Origin of the sequence: Sinobacterium norvegicum, assembly GCF_923077115.1 — a bacterium.
Classification (GTDB): domain Bacteria; phylum Pseudomonadota; class Gammaproteobacteria; order Pseudomonadales; family Sinobacteriaceae; genus Sinobacterium; species Sinobacterium norvegicum.
Genome location: NZ_CAKLPX010000001.1, coordinates 310,319 through 330,576, shown reverse-complemented (window position 1 = coordinate 330,576; position 20,258 = coordinate 310,319). Strand labels below are relative to the sequence as shown.

General features: G+C 47.2%; 13 protein-coding genes. 3 read left to right on the top strand and 10 right to left on the bottom strand.

Annotation, left to right across the window (positions count from 1 at the left end; genetic code table 11):
- Positions 1-24 precede the first annotated feature (24 nt).
- A complete protein-coding gene (locus L9P87_RS01505; RefSeq protein WP_237442900.1) occupies positions 25-1,578 on the bottom strand; it encodes a coiled-coil domain-containing protein in 1,554 nt (517 codons plus the stop codon).
- Between the two features lie 135 nt (positions 1,579-1,713).
- Positions 1,714-4,089, bottom strand: coding sequence for a hybrid sensor histidine kinase/response regulator (locus L9P87_RS01500; RefSeq protein ID WP_237442899.1), 2,376 nt, complete (start codon positions 4,087-4,089; stop codon positions 1,714-1,716).
- A gap of 172 nt (positions 4,090-4,261) precedes the next feature.
- Here L9P87_RS01500 and rarD point away from each other — a divergent pair, with 172 nt between their 5' ends.
- Positions 4,262-5,176, top strand: coding sequence for an EamA family transporter RarD (gene rarD, locus L9P87_RS01495; protein WP_237442898.1), 915 nt, complete (start codon positions 4,262-4,264; stop codon positions 5,174-5,176).
- Here rarD and meaB read toward each other — a convergent pair.
- The 5 genes from meaB to L9P87_RS01470 all read right to left on the bottom strand — a co-directional run bounded on the left by meaB (position 5,171) and on the right by L9P87_RS01470 (position 13,659).
- Complete coding sequence (gene meaB / locus L9P87_RS01490) at positions 5,171-6,130, bottom strand: methylmalonyl Co-A mutase-associated GTPase MeaB (protein WP_237442897.1); 960 nt, start codon at positions 6,128-6,130, stop codon at positions 5,171-5,173. The genes rarD and meaB overlap by 6 nt on opposite strands.
- A gap of 147 nt (positions 6,131-6,277) precedes the next feature.
- Entirely contained in the window at positions 6,278-8,443 is a 2,166-nt protein-coding gene (gene scpA / locus L9P87_RS01485; protein ID WP_237442896.1) for a methylmalonyl-CoA mutase, read from the bottom strand.
- Between the two features lie 81 nt (positions 8,444-8,524).
- Positions 8,525-8,938 (bottom strand): methylmalonyl-CoA epimerase, encoded by a 414-nt coding sequence (gene mce / locus L9P87_RS01480; RefSeq protein WP_237442895.1) that lies wholly within the window; start codon positions 8,936-8,938, stop codon positions 8,525-8,527.
- Between the two features lie 99 nt (positions 8,939-9,037).
- Positions 9,038-11,896: an ATP-binding protein gene (locus L9P87_RS01475; protein WP_237442894.1), complete on the bottom strand. Its 2,859-nt coding sequence runs from the start codon at positions 11,894-11,896 to the stop codon at positions 9,038-9,040.
- A 35-nt stretch (positions 11,897-11,931) separates the two neighbouring features.
- Positions 11,932-13,659: an acyl-CoA carboxylase subunit beta gene (locus tag L9P87_RS01470; RefSeq protein ID WP_237442893.1), complete on the bottom strand. Its 1,728-nt coding sequence runs from the start codon at positions 13,657-13,659 to the stop codon at positions 11,932-11,934.
- A 351-nt stretch (positions 13,660-14,010) separates the two neighbouring features.
- On the opposite strand from L9P87_RS01470, the gene pabB reads away from it, so the two are divergent.
- Positions 14,011-15,468, top strand: coding sequence for an aminodeoxychorismate synthase component I (pabB, locus tag L9P87_RS01465; RefSeq protein ID WP_237442892.1), 1,458 nt, complete (start codon positions 14,011-14,013; stop codon positions 15,466-15,468).
- A 65-nt stretch (positions 15,469-15,533) separates the two neighbouring features.
- On the opposite strand, the gene thrH is transcribed toward pabB, so the two are convergent.
- The 3 genes from thrH to cysB form a co-directional block, all read right to left on the bottom strand.
- The gene (thrH, locus tag L9P87_RS01460; protein WP_237442891.1) at positions 15,534-16,151 is read right to left on the bottom strand and encodes a bifunctional phosphoserine phosphatase/homoserine phosphotransferase ThrH; all 618 of its coding nucleotides are present in this window, start codon (positions 16,149-16,151) and stop codon (positions 15,534-15,536) included.
- 94 nt (positions 16,152-16,245) lie between these two features.
- A complete protein-coding gene (gene dbpA, locus L9P87_RS01455; protein ID WP_290368474.1) occupies positions 16,246-17,622 on the bottom strand; it encodes an ATP-dependent RNA helicase DbpA in 1,377 nt (458 codons plus the stop codon).
- Positions 17,623-17,744: 122 nt separating this feature from the next.
- Entirely contained in the window at positions 17,745-18,719 is a 975-nt protein-coding gene (gene cysB / locus L9P87_RS01450; protein ID WP_237442890.1) for an HTH-type transcriptional regulator CysB, read from the bottom strand.
- 429 nt (positions 18,720-19,148) lie between these two features.
- Here cysB and L9P87_RS01445 point away from each other — a divergent pair, with 429 nt between their 5' ends.
- Positions 19,149-20,225, top strand: coding sequence for an AraC family transcriptional regulator (locus L9P87_RS01445; RefSeq protein WP_237442889.1), 1,077 nt, complete (start codon positions 19,149-19,151; stop codon positions 20,223-20,225).
- Positions 20,226-20,258 lie beyond the last annotated feature (33 nt).

Below are 20,258 nucleotides of genomic sequence, written 5' to 3'. Positions count from 1 at the left end.
CTTTTTTTCTGATGACCACCGTTATCAAGCCGGCTCTAAATCACGCTGTTTCGGCCGATCTGTCTGTCGCTCTAGCTCTGCTGACGAAGGTTCAAATTCAGTCTCTTTAGCGTTGAATATAAACTCATTCGGCATAGCCTCGTCCCTTTCAGGGTATACCTTCATCAGATACATACCGGCTATGGCGAGGAAAACACCGGTGACTGCACAGATAAATGATAACGAGGCAAACCAGACCAATGCCACCAGACCTACAATCGACTTAGGCACATCGACAGCGTTTTCATTGTTAGTAATATAGGCTGCAATACGATATATCTGATTACGGCTCACTAGACGGTTGATCTGAAAGTGAATATCAATCAACTGTTCATTGAGCTGATACAGTTCATCGTCCAGAACCTTCACCTTTAACATGATTTGATCCAACTCAACCATCTTAACATCACGCTCACCCTCAGCCTTGCCGTTATTAGTATCTCGCACAGAACGTGCCTTATTGGCAAAGTTAGCGTACTGCGTTTGATAGCGTTTACGTAGGCCTTGATCCTCCGCTATTTGCTGATTCATACGGCTACGCAAGCGCTCTATTCGAGCCTCAAGATCATCAATACGGCCTTGATACTTTGCCGACACCGCAGATAACTGTTGCTGCAGCATATCTTCGCTACCGGTCTGCTGGCTTAGCGCCTGTTGGCCTGCCGAGTAGTCTGTCACCTGATATAAACGCTGTTCTTTAGCCTTGACCAGCGCGCGATATTTTCGCTCTACACTGTCTCGAGTCAAAAAGGTCGCATCGGCCATCGCCTGTTTCATCTCAAGTTTTAACTCATCGAGTTCGTCACTGAGCTTTTGCTTATCGCCCAGCACATTACCGATGTTATTATTGAGCAATCCACGTATACGCTGTTGGATCTCGTTGCGCTCCACATCCCACTGATCATACACTTGCTGCTGACGGGTGTGTAGCTGTGAAATTTTAGCTTCGGTTTCTGCAATATGGCTGGTATCGATACGGCTTAATTGTTTGGTAATAAACCCACGCTGATGTTCAAGCTCTCGATTGTAATTGGCATTATTCACACCTAACAGCTGTTCAAACTCAGAGTCGACATCATCGCGAGTAAAATAAAGCAGTTCGTCTTTTTTACCATTGATATTATCAATTGTACGATTGACCCGCTTGCCCTTGTCTTTCTGTTCGTCGATAGAAAGCGTTAGATTAGAAAAATTACGCTCGAAACCATTCAACATCGTCTCGAAAGTAATCAACGACAGCAGAAGCACGGCGACTAAGAAACCTATGCGCCAGACAAAGTGTTTGGCAAACATCATGGCAGTGGCCAACGGAATCTTGCATAACTCCACCACGGCCACCAACATAAACGGTAAACCGGCAACAAGAATGGCCGATAAATCAGCAAATTCAAAACCACGGTCAGAGACACTGATTTCACGATAAACAGATATCGACACCATTAATGAAATTAACAACCCGATCAATACCGCCAGTATTTCAACGCCCCAGGCAAACTTAACCAGCCCCTTGCCGGTGTTATGTAATTTTTGACTATCCATTACAACCTCAACACATTGTTATTTTGATTGCTGATCCAAACAGCAGATATGACGGCCACCATAACATTAACGACCGGTTATAATCACCACTGCTAACACAATAATTAAGCCCTTAGGGCGACAGAGAGGTTTCAACTACTGCAATTGGGGCATAAGCTGATGGTTTTCCAGCATTTTAACCAGAGCGTCAAAGTGTAGTGGTTTTGTTAGTACGGCATCCATGCCGACGCTATAACAACAGTCGATATTATCCTCCAGGGCATGTGCAGTGAGCGCAATAATAGGGATGGCTGCCAAGGAGTGTCGTTGTTCAAACTCTCTGATCGCCTTCGTCGCCGTGTAACCATCGGTTCTCGGCATTTCTAAGTCCATTAAAACGGCACTGTAACGACTGCTCTGACGGCGATAAATGTCAATAACCTCACTGCCATTGTTGGCAATAACCGCTTCGATATCACACTTGAGCAGCATGGCTGTGACCACTTGCTGATTGACGATATTGTCTTCCGCCACCAAAAACCTGACCGAAGGTTCAGTGTGCAAACTCGCACTGTGCTGTGTCGAGTCTATTTCTTTAGTACAGGGTTGATCAGTACATCGCTCTAATTCAATGCTAAACCAAAATTCTGCACCCCGGCCCTCTATACTATTAACATCAATTTCGCCGCCCATCAGATGCACTAATTGCTGGCTGATCGAAAGGCCTAGCCCCGTGCCACCATAATTGCGCGTGGTAGATTTATCGACCTGGGTAAAGGCGCTAAACAATTGCTGGCGCTTATTACGGGCAATGCCTATACCGCTGTCGACTATTGAAAACAACAAAACCGCTGCTCTGTCGTTTATCCTCTCACTACAAATAGACATGGCAACCACACCCTGCTCGGTAAACTTAAACGCATTACTCAACAGATTATTAATAATCTGCTGCAGGCGAATCGCATCACCTTTGAACCACAGCGGGCAAGCCTCATCGACGTTTATCGTGAAGGTTAGATTTTTTTCCGCTGCCTGCGGGGCAAATAATGCACGAGAGTACTGCGCTAACTCAGCCAAATTAAAGGGTGTATGATCGAGCTCCATTTTTCCGGCCTCGATTTTTGAAAAATCTAAGATGTCATTAATGACTGCTAACAGCATGTTGGCCGAATGTATAATGACATGCGTGTGCTCGGCCTGTTGTTCGGTTTGCTCTGAGGCCTGTAACATTTGGGCCATGCCCAATACGCCATGAACCGGCGTCCGTATCTCGTGGCTCATTGTGGCTAAAAATTCACTCTTATGGCGATTAGCCGACTGCGCAATGGCGACATCCTTACTGAGTAAATCGCTGGCTCGCTGGGCCGCCTTGCCCTTTTGCGCTATGGCCCAGCAGACGATAGCCGCCTGAAAAATTATACCAAAACCCACACTGTGACGGATAAAGGCATTGAAAGGTAGGTAGCCTCTGGCGGCAAAGACGGCATAGAAACACGTGGCTAAATACACCCCAAGCCCAATTAGAAACAGCCCGGAGCCGGTAAACCCCTCATGAAATTTAATCGCTGCAGTATAAAACAGCAGAATATACATTAAAAACACACAGACAATCACGGGTTGAATCAGCCCCTCATAACCACCAAGCACAGGGTATACCGCCAGCATAAGCAGAATTAGTACACCCTCAGCAACATACAGTTTATGCAGGCGGGGATTGCAGCGGTGCACCTCGTAAAACAAATTGAACAGCGCCAATACAGAGATGCAGTTAATCACCAACAGCGCCACGAGGACAAACTTGTGTAAATCAGGATGATCTGGCATCAGATAAATAAACAGGCCTGAGACAGAGGCCAGTACCATGATCGATAGCGTCAAATACAGGACAAATCCTAATGCTATTCGACCCGGCATCACCATCGGCATAAAGAACGCCATAAAGAGGCAGATACCCAAGCCGATACCAATAAATAACAGATTGATTGTATTTGACATACTACTGGTAGAAGAAAAATGCAGCAGAGTGCTAAGTCTTGGCTGAAACAGCCCTACCTGAGAAGAATACACTCTAAAATAAATACGCTGCTCACTGTGCGCGTCAATGCTTAACGGTAATACAATCAAGCGATAATCCACCGGCCATTGACTGTGTGCAATATCAAGACCTGCCTTGAGCGTGATTAACTCGGCATCTCGAAAATAGCTCAACTCAATACTATCGAACAAAACATCGTTCATATTAAGCACTAATTCTGCCGGCTGATCACTGGGGTTATTGACTATTAACCGAAACCATGTGGCTTGATGATCCTGAAGTTGAAAATGACGGGCCGGCTGAAAGTCGAGTACGGCATCGTTATCAAATAATGCTGCAGCCGTGACAGGCTGATCAGGCTCAATGGCATAATCAACATAAGGCAGGATTAACTGTTGGCCACTATGATCGATATACAGGGTTTTTTCAGTGCCAAAGGCGGCCTGAAAAAAAACAGAGAAACAAATTATAATCAGATACTTAACAACACATTCCATGATATTGATTGTTTTTATTAGTTTCGTAATAAAAACATTATCATGGGCTCGATAAAATTACAGTATGCTGTGGAGATTAAATCTGGTTCCTAACATGTTTACGTGAAATATCACCACATACTAACCATAAATCGCCTACATATAATTCAACCGGTATCGAATAAACGTGAATATGACCACTAACACTGCCAAGATATCGACGACCAGTCAGGGTGTCATCTTCTCTATATGTTCGGCGATTATCTTCGCGGCCATTCCCGCCTACTTGATGCTATTGCAAAACACCAACGGCTACGCTGCCATCGGTCAACGTATCATTTGGACCACTCTACTGATTGCCACCGCACTGGCTGCCGCCGGTCGCCTGCGTCAGGCACTGAAGCCACTACTATCCGTGCAGGCTTGGCCGGGGTTGCTAACCGGCGCGCTATTAGTCGGCGTACAATGGGGCGTATTTGTCTGGGCGCCCATGATGGGAGACACCGTTGGTCTTGCTCTAGGTTACTCTTTATTGCCAATATCGCTGGTACTTATTGGCCGCTTTTACTATCACGAAAACCTCAGCACTGCCCAGTGGTTAGCCACCGCAGTGGCGGTGAGCAGTGTCATCTACATGATTATTATCAATGGCAGTCTGTCACTGACAGCCATGATTGTGGCATTGGGCTATCCGCTCTATTTTATGCTGCGCAGAAAACAGTCGCTGCCCATCGTCAGCGCCTTTCTGATCGAAAATATACTTCTACTACCAGTGGCATGGTGGGCCTGCGGACACTTTGAAGGGGTCAATCATCCCTTTGACTACACCGTGGATAAGCTCTTGTTGTTCGCCGGGCTCGGCCTGTTAGGTGCGGCGGGAATGCTGTGCTATTTGTCCGCCAACCGCAGGTTACCACTGGCATTATTTGGCTTGCTGAGCTATCTCGAACCCCCGCTAATATTGCTGGTCGGCATCATAATAGTGGGCGAACAAATACCGTCAGAAAACCTGTTCAGCTATCTGCTTATCGGCTGTGCACTGTCTATTATGGCCATTGACGCCGCCATAAAATTTTATCGCGGCAGCGGTACACCGCCACAGCTATAGCATCGATATAATGTGTTTTGCCGCCGCATAGGGCGTGGTTTGACCACTGGCTACCTGCTGTTTTTGTTGCGGCAAGGCACTGACAACCTCGGGGTTTTGCTTCAGTTTTAATTCCAACATCTCGGCAATCAGCTTTTGCATCCAATCAATATTTTGCTTATTACGTTGCTGATAAAACACGTCATTATTAATGGCATCAATCTTATAGTTAGAAATCATGCCCCAAACCGCATCAATGTTATCGTGCCTTAATGCCGAGCAAGTAAGCACCTGAGGCGTCCAAAACGTATTACTGCCTAATAAGTGGAAGGCATTTTGATAGTGCCGCTGCGTTTGCTTAGCAAGGTTAATACTCTCGCCATCGGCCTTATTAATCACCAAAGCATCGGCCAGTTCGATAATGCCCTTCTTAATCCCTTGCAGCTCGTCTCCTGCGTTAGGGATCATTAATACCAAAAAGAAATCAACCATGGCGGCCACTTCGTACTCTGATTGCCCAACACCAACAGTTTCAACAATCACCACCTCATAACCTGCCGCCTCACATAACAGCATGGTTTCCCGTGTTTTCTGTGCCACACCGCCAAGTGCACCATCAGAAGGTGACGGTCGAATAAAGGCATCATCCTTGCGAGACAACATCTCCATTCTGGTTTTATCACCAAGAATCGAACCGCCATGAACCGGTGAACTCGGGTCGACGGCCAACACAGCTGTTTTATAGCCTTGCTCAATCAGGTGAAGCCCAAAAGCCTCGATAAAGGTCGACTTACCAACCCCAGGAATACCACTGATACCTATACGAATACTCTTGCCCGTCTTCGGCAACACCTGCTGTAGCACTTCCTGCGCCTGTTGACGATGTGAATCCAATTTGCTCTCAACCAGGGTAATGGCCTTGGCTAAGGCACGACGATTACCGCTACAGAGCAGATCAATATTGATTACAGACATAATTCACCAACAAAAAATAAACACAATTTGACAGATATAAAATGAAACACTGGCGATAAAAAAACCAGCATAGCATAGGCTAGGCTGGCTTTTTATGTGCCGGTGAAGTGATTAATCGTCAGTCACTGCACCAGCTCTCGCTTAACATTAACCGGCTGACGCCTCGTTAATGGCCGTCAATACATCACGTGCTGCCAGAGGGATTTGAGTACCTGGACCAAAAATACCCTTCACGCCGGATGCATATAACGTGTCGTAGTCTTGGCGAGGAATAACACCACCGGCAACCACGATAATATCATCTGCACCAAGCTTTTTGAGTTCACCAATTAACGCAGGTACCAACGTTTTATGGCCCGCAGCCTGTGAGCTCACGCCAACAACGTGAACGTCGTTTTCAACTGCCTGCTTGGCAACCTCTTCCGGCGTTGAGAACATCGGCGAGAGGTCGATATCGAAACCAACATCGGCAAAGGCCGTAGCAATAACTTTTGCTCCACGGTCATGGCCGTCCTGTCCCATTTTACACACCAGCATACGTGGACGACGGCCGTGCTGTGCAACAAAGCCATCGATATCGGATTGAATACCTTCCCACTCACTATCACCTTGGTAAGCACTGCCGTACACACCCGAAACAGTCTGCGCCTGGGCATTAAAACGGCCCCATGAACGCTCCAGTGCAAAGGATACTTCACCGAGGCTGGCACGAAGACGAGTCGCCTTAATAGCCAGGTCGAAGACATTACCCTCACCGGTTTCAGCCGCTTGATACAAGGCTTCTAATGCTGCCTCTACCGCTTCTTCATCACGGTTGGCACGCAACTCTTCCAGGCGTTTAATCTGTGATTCACGGACTGCAACGTTGTCGACGTCGAGAATTTCAACGTCATCCTCTTTGTCCAACTTGTACTTATTAACGCCGACGATAACATCATCACCGCGGTCAATACGAGCTTGCTTCTTAGCCGCCGACTCTTCAATTTTCAGCTTCGGTAAACCGGTTTCGATGGCCTTGGCCATGCCACCCTTCTCTTCCACTTCTTCAATCAGTGCCCATGCCTTGTCCATGATGTCCTTGGTCAGGCTCTCCATCATGTAAGAACCACCCCAAGGATCAACCACATTGGTAATGCCGGTCTCTTCCTGAATAATCAACTGGGTATTGCGGGCAATGCGTGAAGAAAATTCAGTCGGTAAGGCAATAGCCTCATCCAACGCGTTAGTATGCAGTGACTGAGTTCCACCGAAGACCGACGCCATCGCTTCAATCGTGGTACGAACGATATTGTTATACGGGTCCTGCTCGGTTAATGACCAGCCTGATGTCTGAGAGTGCGTACGCAGCATCTTAGAGCGAGCATTCTTCGGCTTAAACTCTTCAACAATTTTTGCCCATAACAGACGTGCGGCACGCATCTTGGCAATTTCCATATAGAAATTCATGCCAATGCCCCAGAAGAACGATAGACGGCCTGCAAACTGATCGATATCCAAGCCTGCATCGAGGGCAGCACGAATGTACTGTTTACCATCGGCCAAGGTATAGGCCAATTCGAGTGCTGCATCCGCACCAGCTTCTTGAATATGGTAGCCAGAAATTGAAATGGTATTAAACTTGGGCATATTATCTGTGGCGTATGAGATAATATCGCCGATCACGCGCATCGATGGTTCAGGCGGATAGATATAAGTATTACGTACCATGAACTCTTTTAAGATGTCATTCTGGATAGTACCTGCCAACTTCTCTTGGCTGACACCCTGCTCTTCAGCGGCGACAACATAGCCTGCCAGAATAGGCAGTACTGCACCGTTCATTGTCATCGACACTGAGACTTTATCGAGCGGAATACCGTCGAATAAAACCTTCATGTCTTCAACCGAATCGATGGCAACACCCGCTTTACCAACATCACCTGTTACACGAGGGTGATCAGAATCATAGCCACGGTGAGTAGCTAAATCAAAGGCAACTGAAACGCCCTGACCACCTGCCGCCAGCGCCTTTCGATAAAAAGCGTTAGATTCTTCCGCCGTAGAGAAACCTGCATACTGACGGATTGTCCAAGGACGGCCTGCATACATAGTCGGTTGTGGGCCGCGAATAAACGGCTCCATGCCGGGCATGGTATTGGTATATTCTAAATCAGCAATATCTTCTGCAGTGTAAAGTGGTTTTACGTCAATGCCTTCTGGTGTTTTCCAAACCAAATCGTCTAACGTTTTGCCACTACGAGATAGCTGCTTATTGGCAAGGTCCTGCCACTGCTCTACTGTCATTTGCTCTGGATTGTATTTGTTATCTGACATATCAACCAACCTTTTACTTCATCTATTTCTGTAAGGGTGGCTCGCCACCCCAAATTACTGTCGTTTCTTTCTAACGAGTTCTCAATGACCAGCAGGAGGCTGGCTCAACTCAATCAACACCCCATCACTGCTCTTTGGGTGAATGAAAATCACCTGGCAGTCATGGGCGCCAATACTGGGCTCGTCGGACAAGAACACATAGCCCTTCTCTTTCAACATAGCCACGTCGCCGAGGATGTCATCGGTACTGAAACAGATGTGGTGCAAACCTCCACCCTTCTTTTCCAGATACTTAGCCACCGGCCCCTCGCCTTCGCGAATGGGATGAACCAGCTCAATTTGGGTGCCGGCGATGGGGAAAAAAGCCGTTGTTGTCTTGGCGCGTTCAACGTCTTCAGTTCCCTTAAACTCAATGCCAAAATCGTCCATAAAACGCTTAATAGCACGGTCGAGATCGGGTACCGCAATGGCAATGTGGTCTAGCGATGTAATCATTTTTACTCCTCGCATTGCTCGGAAAACAACCGAACAAAAAACAAACGTATACAGTATTCAATCAATAAAAAAGGCACCGAAGTGCCTTCTTATTTACATCTAAGCATTCGCGGCCAAGAATAATCCCGTTGCTTTACGCTTACGCGCAAGAATATCTTCATCGCTTTCGAACACCGCGACTTCATCCGGCGTTATCTTAAACAGTGGTTGCCCCTTAGAGATAATGACAGCATCGCCTTCCACCAACACTTTCTCAATGGTGCCTGAGAAAGGTGCGTAGACCTTGTTGAACATCTTCATGACTTCAACAATATACAGCGGATCACCGGCATTGAAGTGACTGCCCTCAACAACAAACTCATCCATGCCTGGTGCTTCGCGGGGGTAAAACATACCGCCGGACTCAGCCACAATCTCATCAGACTTTGCTACCGGTGGCGGCACGAGTACCTTGGCCATACGTTCTTGCAGATCTTCATCCGTCAAAACATCGGGGATATCAATGCTGAGATCATCGTTAATCTTTAACGAGAAGAAATCCGTTTGAGCGGCAAGGTAAGGCAAGAGTGACAATAAATCGACACCGGCCTGGAAACCAACATGTGCATTCAATACCGCATCCCAAAGCTCAGCATCAAAACCGGCTGGCGCATCGCCAGTCAATAACTGACAAAGGCTATCCCAATCGCTGATATCTAAGCGCTGTTCTAAGTCGCGGTAGAAAGACAATGCCTCTGACAGCAATGCATGGTCATGATCCCAGATTTGGTAAAGTGCAGCGGCGCCTTCAACATAATCCATATTGAGGAAGTGATAGAGCTCAGACAATACCTCAATCGGGTTCTTAGACCAGGTCACTTCGCCGTTGTTAACAGTGTAATTGCTGTGGTTGAGGCTTAACCAACCGGACAAAATATGTGGTTCGGCCAACAGGAATTCAACCGGACGCGTCAGTAGTGTCGACTTACGATCAACAGCAACAGAAATAGCCTTGGCGATATCGTCATTAGCCGCTGACTTCACATAGGCCTTTTTGAATTGCTGGAATGCATAAGCCACATCAATATTGTTAGCCTGTTCTTTAAGTTGGCCAACAGCTGTCAGGTAAGGAACGATAAAGCGGGTCGTTGGCCTAGCATTGATGCCCTGACCAATAAACCAATTAACCAAGCCGTAGTGAAACTCAAGGTTGGTACACAGATTCTTACCCGATATGGTCGTCTGGCGTATCACTTCGCTCATCGCTTCATAGGTGTCACGACGAGTACTACCTGTGGTCAACAGCAGGGCGATGTTTGAATCATAGGCGCCAGCCAAGTGATACTTCATGAAAACGTCAGTATCAGGGTTGTGCATGCTAATGCCCTGATCATCACGGATCTCGCCTTCAACGGCATTAGACCAATTGTCGATAATACCACCAGCATGTGGCTGTAACGCCTGGTTGGTGGCATTTAATCGTGCCTCGACAGAGCTGTTATCACGAGCAATACGCACAGGTTTTGGTAAGCGGGTGCTGTGACGTGCGATTAATACCATCGCCTCAACCAGCGAGTTAACGACAAAGCTTTCAGCGCTGTTGTCAGGGTTGGTGAACTTTAATCCATAGCAAAGCTCAGTAACGCGGTGCTCTACCTGAATACGGGTGTTCATTTCCATAAAGAAGTGACTGGAGCCATCGACGATACATTCGAAGGTTGAGACACTATCCAGACCAACGGCACCACCAAACTTGGCGGCTTCGTTTTCCATTTTCTCCAACACAACCAGGTCTTGCTTCAGCGTTGCTATTTCAGCCGCTGGCGCCTTGCGTTGCTCTGCATCGCTGATGGTTAATTTAAGCTCTTCAACCGTCACGCTAACTTCTAATAGCTTTTGTTCATGCATCTGCAACGAACAATCACGACCACCCATGGTAATACACCAGTCGCCGTTACCGACAACTTGAATCTCTTGGTGACGTGTGGTTTCAATATTCAGTTCTGCAAGAATATTCTTGTTATCGCCGACGCCGTTACATTTCACCTCGTTGAGGATTTCCAGTGCAAGCTCTGGTGCCCGGGCTGAGGCCAAAACAATGCGCTCTTCCAGTGTACCCTGATAGCTGTTTGGCGCAGGTAGAATACGCTGTCCCTTGCCGCCGCCGCCAGAAATAGCCTTCATGCGAACACGGTTTTCAGGATACTGTTCAAACATCTTGGTCACAGCAACAATTAACTGCTCACCCAGTTCTTCGACGGTGAAAAGATCAATGCCTTTTTCGAACGAGGCGGTCAAAATCGCATTGGTTTTCTCTTCCAGTGACAACACATCGCTGTCGAGCACTGTCGCATCAACAGCCAGGTCTTGATCTGCCACCAGCTTTTTAAGGCCGTCTAAATCTTTATGCTTTTTCAATACCGTTAGGGTACTGGCATTATCGATACCCGGCGTCACCGATACACCGTTACTCAATGCGGTACGTTTGGCTTCATCCTTCAAGCCAGCATCACGCACGGTATTAGCGCAGGGGCCAATAAAGTTTAGGCCCGCGTTTTCCATCGAGCGAACCATCTCTTCATCTTCGGCCATAAAACCGTAGCCAGTAAAGATAGAGTTGTAGCCGTTATCGTGAGCAATGGCAATGATTTGACGAATACGCTGCTGACGCTCTTCCTTATCTGCACCGGTGTAATCAGGTACACGGTGTACACGGCTGGGGTCCGTCAGCTTACGTAATTCTGGCGCCAAAGCATTGGCATAGGTAATGGAATCTTTTTCGGAAAGCAAAATGCCGTAGTTATTAATGCCCATTTCGTCGAAAACATCCATCGCTTCCTTGCGGATAGGACCACGGCAAATAATTAACGGCTTTAAGTCGTTACAGGCAAAGCTTTTAACCCACTCACTGCTGCTGTTAGCCAGGCTACGATCAGCGTGGATTTTAGGGTTGTTCAAATAATGGTTATTACTTGTCATTGGATAAACCTCTTAATCTTTCTCAATCTTGCCTATTAGTGGAATTCACGCTGCACATCAGCCATCGGTTCTGGCTTGTAATGGCGCATGTGGAATGCCAGCTGTTCTGCCATCAGTTTACGAAGGTCAGAAGGCATAACGATTTGCGAGATAGAACCTAAGCTCAATGCTTCGTTCGGGTTCATCAGCTCTTTTTCATAACGTGTAACAAGCAGTGCCTCTTCGGCAGCAACCCAGGCTTGAACATCGGCTTCTGCCGCCGCCTTCCCTTCTTCCTGAGTAAGACCGTTAGCTACCTGCTCTGCGGTCGCTGCCGCCACACGCTGAGCAACACTGCCGCGAATATCACGCAACTCTTTCTTATAGACATACTCAACACCGGCAGGCCCCATTACCGCAGCTCGGGTAGTCGGCAGAGCACAAACAAAGTCAGCACCTGTTGGGTAGTTGTTGTATGACGCGTAGGCACCACCAAAGGCGTTGCGAATAATCATCAAGAATCTTGGCGTACGAAGATCGATAATCGCATCCAGCATGGCACGGCCAGCCTGTACAATACCACCGGCTTCTTGCTCAGAACCCGGCAGGAAGCCAGTGGTATCTTCAAGGAAAATAACGGGAATGTTATAGACGTTACAGAAGCGGATAAAACGCGCATTCTTATAGGCTGCAGCAATATCGATTTGTCCCGATGACACCGCCGAGTTATTGGCGACAAAACCAACCACATTACCGCCGAGACGGCCCAGTGCCGTAATGGTGTTACGAGCACGTTCGGGCTGGATTTCGGTATAATCGCCGTGATCACAGATCTGCTGGATAATAATAGAAATATCAAGCGGTGTATTGAAGCCTGTAGGCGAGTTGAAAGCCTTCTTCAATAGGATATCGATATCCCAGGTCTTACGATCGACAGGGTCTGAGGTTGGCTGAAATGGTGCCAGCTCTGCATTACTTGAAGGCAGGTAGTTGAGTAACTCTTTCACCTTTTGAAGTGCCGCCACCTCATCTTCAACAACAAAATCAGTCACACCGCTTTGCGAGTGAACGCCAGGGCCGCCCAACTCATCAGGGGTTACGTCTTCACCGAGGACAGACTTAACAACACCAGGGCCGGTTAAACCGAAGAAGGTTTCATTCGGTTGTATCAGGAACGAGCCCTGACGCGGTAGATAGGAGCCGCCACCTGCGTTAAAACCAAACATACACATAACCGAAGGAACGACACCGTTGATTTTACGCAGTGCGGTAAAGGCTTCTGCATAACCATCAAGACCACCAACACCGGCAGGTATAAAAGCACCCGCAGAGTCATTTAAGCCTATCAATGGAATCTTACGCTTACCGGCCAGCTCAAAAAGTTTGGCCAGTTTCTTACCGTTAGTCGCATCCATTGAACCGGCGCGAACGGTGAAATCATGACCATAAAGAGCAACGTCACGGCCATTGATATTGACAATAGCGGTGACAAGCGAAGCGCCATCGAGGTTTTTACCCCAGTTTTGGTAGAGGATGGTTGGTTCTTTATCGGTGAGAACTTGAATACGCTCCCAGATGGTCATACGTTTTTTCTGGTGTTGCTTGGTCACACTGGCAACACCGGCGGCCTTCTTAGGACGCTGAATAAGATCATAGCCAGACTTTAAGCTTTCTTCATAAAGGCCGGGCTCGTAGGAGATCTGACCAGGAATGGTAAACTCAACTTCTTTTTCCTCTGCAAATGGATTTGCCAAAGATGGAGTCTGCTTTGTTGTTTTTGTCATAAGTTATTCTCAACTCAACGTATTGAAACCTAAGAAAATAGCGTCTTGGCCTTGTGGGCAAATCTCGATACTATCGATGCAATGTGCGACAACTGCCCGCGCACTGCACCTTATTAGGTACTTACTGCCACTTACGGCATATTTATTTATTGCCCATTTTAATAAAATCGGCGACTAACACATAGCCTTAATTAGCTAAATTTATCATTATTATTGACTGTTTTGCTACGCATACTGCTGCGTTTTAGCCCTGTTGCCATAAAAATCAGCATTAAAATATGATTTTAAGTACGCAATGTCAATGTATTAAACGCTCATCGATACAGACAATTAAGCTCATTGAGGCTAGTATTGAACCCATTCAAAGCGTTAAAATCCACGCCGATTGGGGGCAAACCACTGCATCCCCTCCCCTGCGTTAACAATGAGCGACAGCCAGTGACTATCAGCATCAACCTCTACAGCGAGGCCATCGAGTACCAAGCCGATAGCAATTTGCTGTTTGAGCCCATCCACCAACAGCCTGGCGCAGTCTTTCTCGACAGTGGTAACTACCACTCTGCACACGGGGCGACTGATATAATAACGGCCTTCCCGCAACAACGCATTCGTTACGATGGCCATACACTGAAGATTAACAACTCTTCATCGGCTGCTACATTAGAACAGGCCATCGCCCGTATTAAACCACTGCTCAACGTATTCAAAACGACGAATAAAAACAGCTCGTTTAATTTTATCGGTGGGCTAATTTTTCAAAGCAGCTATGAACTCGGTGCCAAGATGCTGGGCATCGATAGCAACGCCAGTGCCGACGACCTTGCCATGCTCAATGCCGGCATTTATCACTGGTGCATCTGCAACGACCATCACCAAAAAACCACCACCCTAATCAGTGTTTCTGACCAGGGACGCGAACAGCTCGAACAATATAAACAAACCTATTATCAACAACGGGCAACACCGCTGTCATCGTTTACTATCACCGAGGCTTTTTCGCCATCGATGAGCAGGCAACAGTACCAGCACAGGTTCGAGCAAATAAAGCGCTACATCGTCGCAGGCGATTGTTATCAGGTCAATTTTAGCCAGCACTTTCAGGCGGGCTACCAAGGCAATAGCTGGCAGGCATATAAGGCACTCAAGTCGGCACTGCCCTCACCTTATTCTGCTTACTTCAATACCGGTGACCACCAAATCTTGAGCCTGTCACCCGAACGCTTTATTCAGGTCGAAAACGGTAAGATCGAAACCAAGCCGATTAAAGGCACGCGTCGACGAGGCCACAGCAGCAGCGAAGATCAACAACTGGTAAAAGAGTTACAACAATCCGGCAAAGATCGAGCTGAGAACTTGATGATTGTCGACCTGCTTCGCAACGACATCAGCAAGAGTGCCAAGCATGGATCCGTCCGCGTTCCCAAACTGTTTGAGGTCGAAAGTTTTGCCAACGTTCATCACCTGGTCAGCACCATCACCGCTGAGCTAGCCGAAGACTGCAGTCAAATCGAACTACTCAGTCGTGCATTTCCTGGCGGCTCCATCACTGGCGCCCCGAAAAAACGTTCAATGGAAATCATCGCAGAGCTGGAACAGATTGGTCGCTCAGCCTACTGTGGCTCAATCGGTTATGTTAGCTTTAACGGATACGCCGACAGCAATATTGCTATCAGAACCATGGTGGCCGACGGCCAACACATTCACTGCTGGGGCGGCGGCGGCATCGTCATGGACTCCGATCTCGACGAGGAGTACCAAGAGTCACTGACCAAGGTGCAGTTGTTAATGACCACCCTAGAAAATTTGTAAATCCGCAACAATAAGACATAAAAAAACCCGCTATCAGCGGGTTTTCTCTCTCGCCTAGGCGAATATTATAAAGCCAAGTCGCGGTTACTGGCCTTAATAAACTCTTTCTTTAAATCCTCGAAGGTCTGCACAGCCGGAAACTGTGGGAATTCATCGATCACGTTCTGCGGCGAGTGGAACAGAATACCCGCATCAGCCTCTGCCAACATCGTGGTGTCATTGTAAGAATCGCCAGCGGCAATAACACGATAATATAGGCTGTGAAAAGCTATAACGGACTGACGTTTGGGGTCTTTTTGACGCAAGTGATAGTTAACCACCTTACCTGATTCGTCAGTTTCTAGCCGATGACACAACAATGTCGGGAAACCAAGCTGTGCCATTAAGGGCTGAGAAAACTCATAGAATGTATCCGATAGAATCACTACCTGGAAACGCTCTCGCAACCAGTCGATAAACTCGCGTGCGCCCTCTAACGGTGCAAGCGTGGCAATAACTTCTTGAATTTCGTTTAAGCCCAGACCGTGTTTCGCCAATATATCGAGGCGCTGCTTCATCAACACATCATAATCAGGAATATCACGAGTCGTCGCCTTCAACTCCTCAATACCTGTCTTTTCAGCAAACTTAATCCAGATCTCAGGGACCAAAACACCTTCAAGGTCTAAACATGCGATTTCCACGGCAAACTCCCAACAATTGTTATAGCTAATTATGTTGCGCCAAATCTACCTTGTTAGAAATTCAATAGCAACAAACTACTTACCCGCGGGGTGATTACTTGGCAATTCTAGCCAAGACCTTGCGCCCCTTTACCTTACCCGCCGTCAATTGCTTTAACGCCAACTTAGCATCGGCTTCAGCCACCGCCACGTAACTGACACGATCGAAGATGGTAATATTACCAACGGCCTTGCCGGTTAACAGCTGATTGGCCGTTAGCGCACCCAGCAAATCACCCGGGCGAATCTTATCTTTTCGTCCACCGGCGACCTCAATACTGACCCATTCAGGTAACGGCAGCGGCTTGTCGCCGTTTAAGGTATCAGGGTCTAAATAAACAGTCGGCTGCTTACGGTAGTCCTCGATGAGTTCGACTTTATAAGTCTCACTTTCGCTGTAGATACTTAAAGCCAAGCCAGACTTACCAGCGCGGCCGGTGCGACCGACACGGTGAATATAAATCTCAGGGTCTCGCGGCACATCGTAGTTGACCACCATGGCTAAATCGGCAATATCAATTCCACGGGCGGCCACATCTGTCGCCACTAATACCGAGCAGCTCGACTGTGAAAACCGCACCAACACCTTGTCACGATCGCGTTGTTCCAAGTCACCGTGTAAGGCATCGGCACTGCCGCCATGCTCTTTTATCATCCGGCATACCTCTTTGCATTGTTGTTTGGTGTTACAAAAAACAACAGTAGAAGCCGGCTGATAGTGCTGAAAGAGCTTGAGTAGTAAATCATCCTTTTTGTTACGGCTGGCCTGAACAAACAATTGTTCAATATTACTCTCGCTGTGTACGGCTTCAACACTGATGACCTCAGGGTCTTTCATAATGCTTTTTGTCAGCTTTTCGATACCGCTGGGGTACGTGGCAGAGAACAGCAAAGTCTGTCGCGTTGAAGGGGTTTGATTGACAATTTGCTGAACAGCATCGCTAAACCCCATATCCAACATTCTATCGGCCTCATCGAGCACAACCGTTGCCACCTTACTCAGTGTTAACGTCTGTTTACGCAAATGGTCTTGAATCCGGCCTGGCGTTCCCACCACAATATGTGCACCGTGCTCTAACGAACCTATTTGCGGGCCAATAGACTGACCGCCACAAAGTAGCAACACCTTGATGTTGCCTTTGTACCGCGCCAGCTTGCGAATCTCGGTCGCCACCTGTGTACACAGCTCACGAGTTGGACACAACACTAACCCCTGAACGGCAAAGCTAGAGGCCTGAATACGCTCCAGCATACCCAGGGCAAAGGCAGCCGTTTTACCGCTGCCTGTTTTTGCCTTGGCGACAACATCTCGACCCTGCAATACAAACGGCAAGCTCTTTGACTGAATCTCTGTCATAGAGTGATAACCAAGGTTGTCTAACGTCTCGATCATCGACGGGGGAAGAGGCAGTGTTTTAAATGATTCAGTCACGGGGAAAAACCTATAGAAAAAAGTGCAGACAACCAAAAACGGCAGGATATCATCCTGCCGTTGTCATAAGCGATAATTATACGCTTGGATTGCTCGTAGCCATAGTTTTTATGGTGCTTATATTAAAATACCGGCAGCTCGATATCCTTAAACAACTCATCAAGCTCTTGCTTGGTGTGACATTGATACGCCTCTTCGACTAATTCACGTCCGAGATGCGGAGCAAATCGCTCAATAAACTCGTACATAAACCCTCGTAAAAAAGTACCGCGGCGAAAACCAATTTTCGTCACACTGGGAGTAAATAAATGACTGGCATCCAGCGCCACCAGGTCATCATCCTGCACCTCATCAAAGGCCATGGTGGCGACAATACCAATACCGAGACCAAGGCGTACATAGGTTTTGATCACATCGGCATCGGCAGCGGTAAACACCACCTTTGGTGACAACCCCTTGTCAAGAAAGGCCTCATCAAGCTTTGATCGTCCGGTAAAGCCGAAAACGTAGGTAACAATGGGATGCGCAGCTATATCTTCTAAACTGATTTTTTCAATTTTCGCCAGTGGGTGATCCTTGGGCACTAAAACACAACGGTTCCAGCGGTAGCAGGGCATCATCACCAGGTCAGCAAATAATTCTAACGCCTCAGTTGCAATGGCAAAGTCAACAGTGCCATCGGCCGCCAACTCAGCAATTTGCATTGGTGTGCCCTGATGCATATGCAGCGACACATCGGGGAATTTATCGATAAAGCCAGCAATGGTATTGGGTAAGACATAACGCGCTTGAGTATGGGTCGTCGCAACTGACAAACTGCCTTTCTGTTCGTTACTGAACTCCTGGGCCACCTGTTTAATACTCTCAACTTTTCGCAGTATTTCGCCGGCAGTTTTTAGAATAGTCTCCCCTGCAGGTGTCACACGGGTTAAATGTTTGCCACTACGAGCAAAAACCTCAACCCCAAGCTCGTCTTCTAACAGTCTGATTTGTTTGCTGATTCCGGGCTGGGAAGTATAAAGGCTCTGCGCAGTTGCGGACACATTGAGGTCATGGTGGGCGACCTCCCAAATATAACGAAGTTGCTGCAGTTTCATAAACTCTCCAACGGGCGGTTTATATAATTATATCGACTGAAAATACGTCACTTTAATAACTTAATGAATCAACACAACAAAAAATAGACCATATTTCGTAATAAAGGCAATTAAACACAGGTTTTTTTGTAACTAAAGCTATAAAAACAGGACCTGTTCGCACTCCGTGTTTTTATCGACAGCAAAGACACCATCATGACGGCGTCTTTGACTAACCAATAAAACAATAATTGAACGATAACAAGGACACAGAAACTACATAGTTCCTAATTAAAAACAATTAATTAACCTTCTCTATGGACTGATATAGAAACACTATTTTTCACTATATAGATCAATCATTGAACGCATATTGGTTTAATCGCAGCGCAAAAGTGAATAAAATAGACAGTCTTAATAAAGCATAGATTTTTTGCACCGGAGGCTCCCTTGCCGAGCATTGTACCCAGCAGATATGCCGTCTCTCTTCTTCGTCTGTTACCCGACGACACTGAGAAAGCAACCGTGTTAGCAGACGCCAATTGCAGCTTTGCCATGCTTGATAGTGAAGAAACTGTCAGCGCAGAAATCTATTGCGATATTTTTATCGGCATCGTGAAACGGCTGCAGCATTACTTACACGGGGAAGATGCAGACGATTTGTCCAGGGTCAGTAATTATCGGTTGCTACTCATGTCGATGGTTCAAGCAACAACACTGAAGGAGGCGCTCAATAATTTCACTGCCTTCTTTCGTCGATTAGGCCCCGAAGGCAGTGCTGCCAAATTAATCCTATCGAATAACACTGCTATTTTGCGCATTACGTACAGCGATGATTTGCTGAAGGAAAACGTGTGGTCGCCAGAGATGTTCTCGATGGACCGACTCAATTGGCTGCCAGGCACTCGCGGCATTTCTATCAGCCTATGGATATGGCACCGATTGTGCTGCTGGTTAATTGGCGAATACATCCCGCTACAACAAGCACGTGTCAACCTCAGCGCCAGCGATAAGCAACATGCCGAGCTCAATAAAATGTTTAACGGCACATTATTATTTGACCAAGATTATTGCAGCATAGAATTTGAAAAACGTTTTCTAAAACATGAGATCGTACAAAATCAGCAGACCACAGACACACTGTTAAGCAAATTCCCCCTCGAGCTGATGTTGATCGAAGAACAGCCAAAAACACTGGCGGAACAAATTAAATCACTGATTGGTAGTGATCTGAGCCGTGCCATGCCCGACGCCGAAACCGTTGCAAAACGATGCAATATTGCCGTCGCCACTCTCCACCGTCGCCTGCAAAAAGAAAATACAAGCTATCAAAACATCAAAGATCAGTGCCGATATGACGCCGCCATCACAATGTTACAAGGTGGTAATACCGCGATTAAAGAAATTGCCAGTCAATTAAATTACTCCGATGTCAGCACCTTTCACCGTGCATTCAAGAAGTGGTCAGGGGTTAGCCCTGCTCAGTACCGTGACACATGTCATTCTCGCTCACCACTAAGTCACTAGTGATAGATATCGCCAATAGCGAGCGATAGTTAC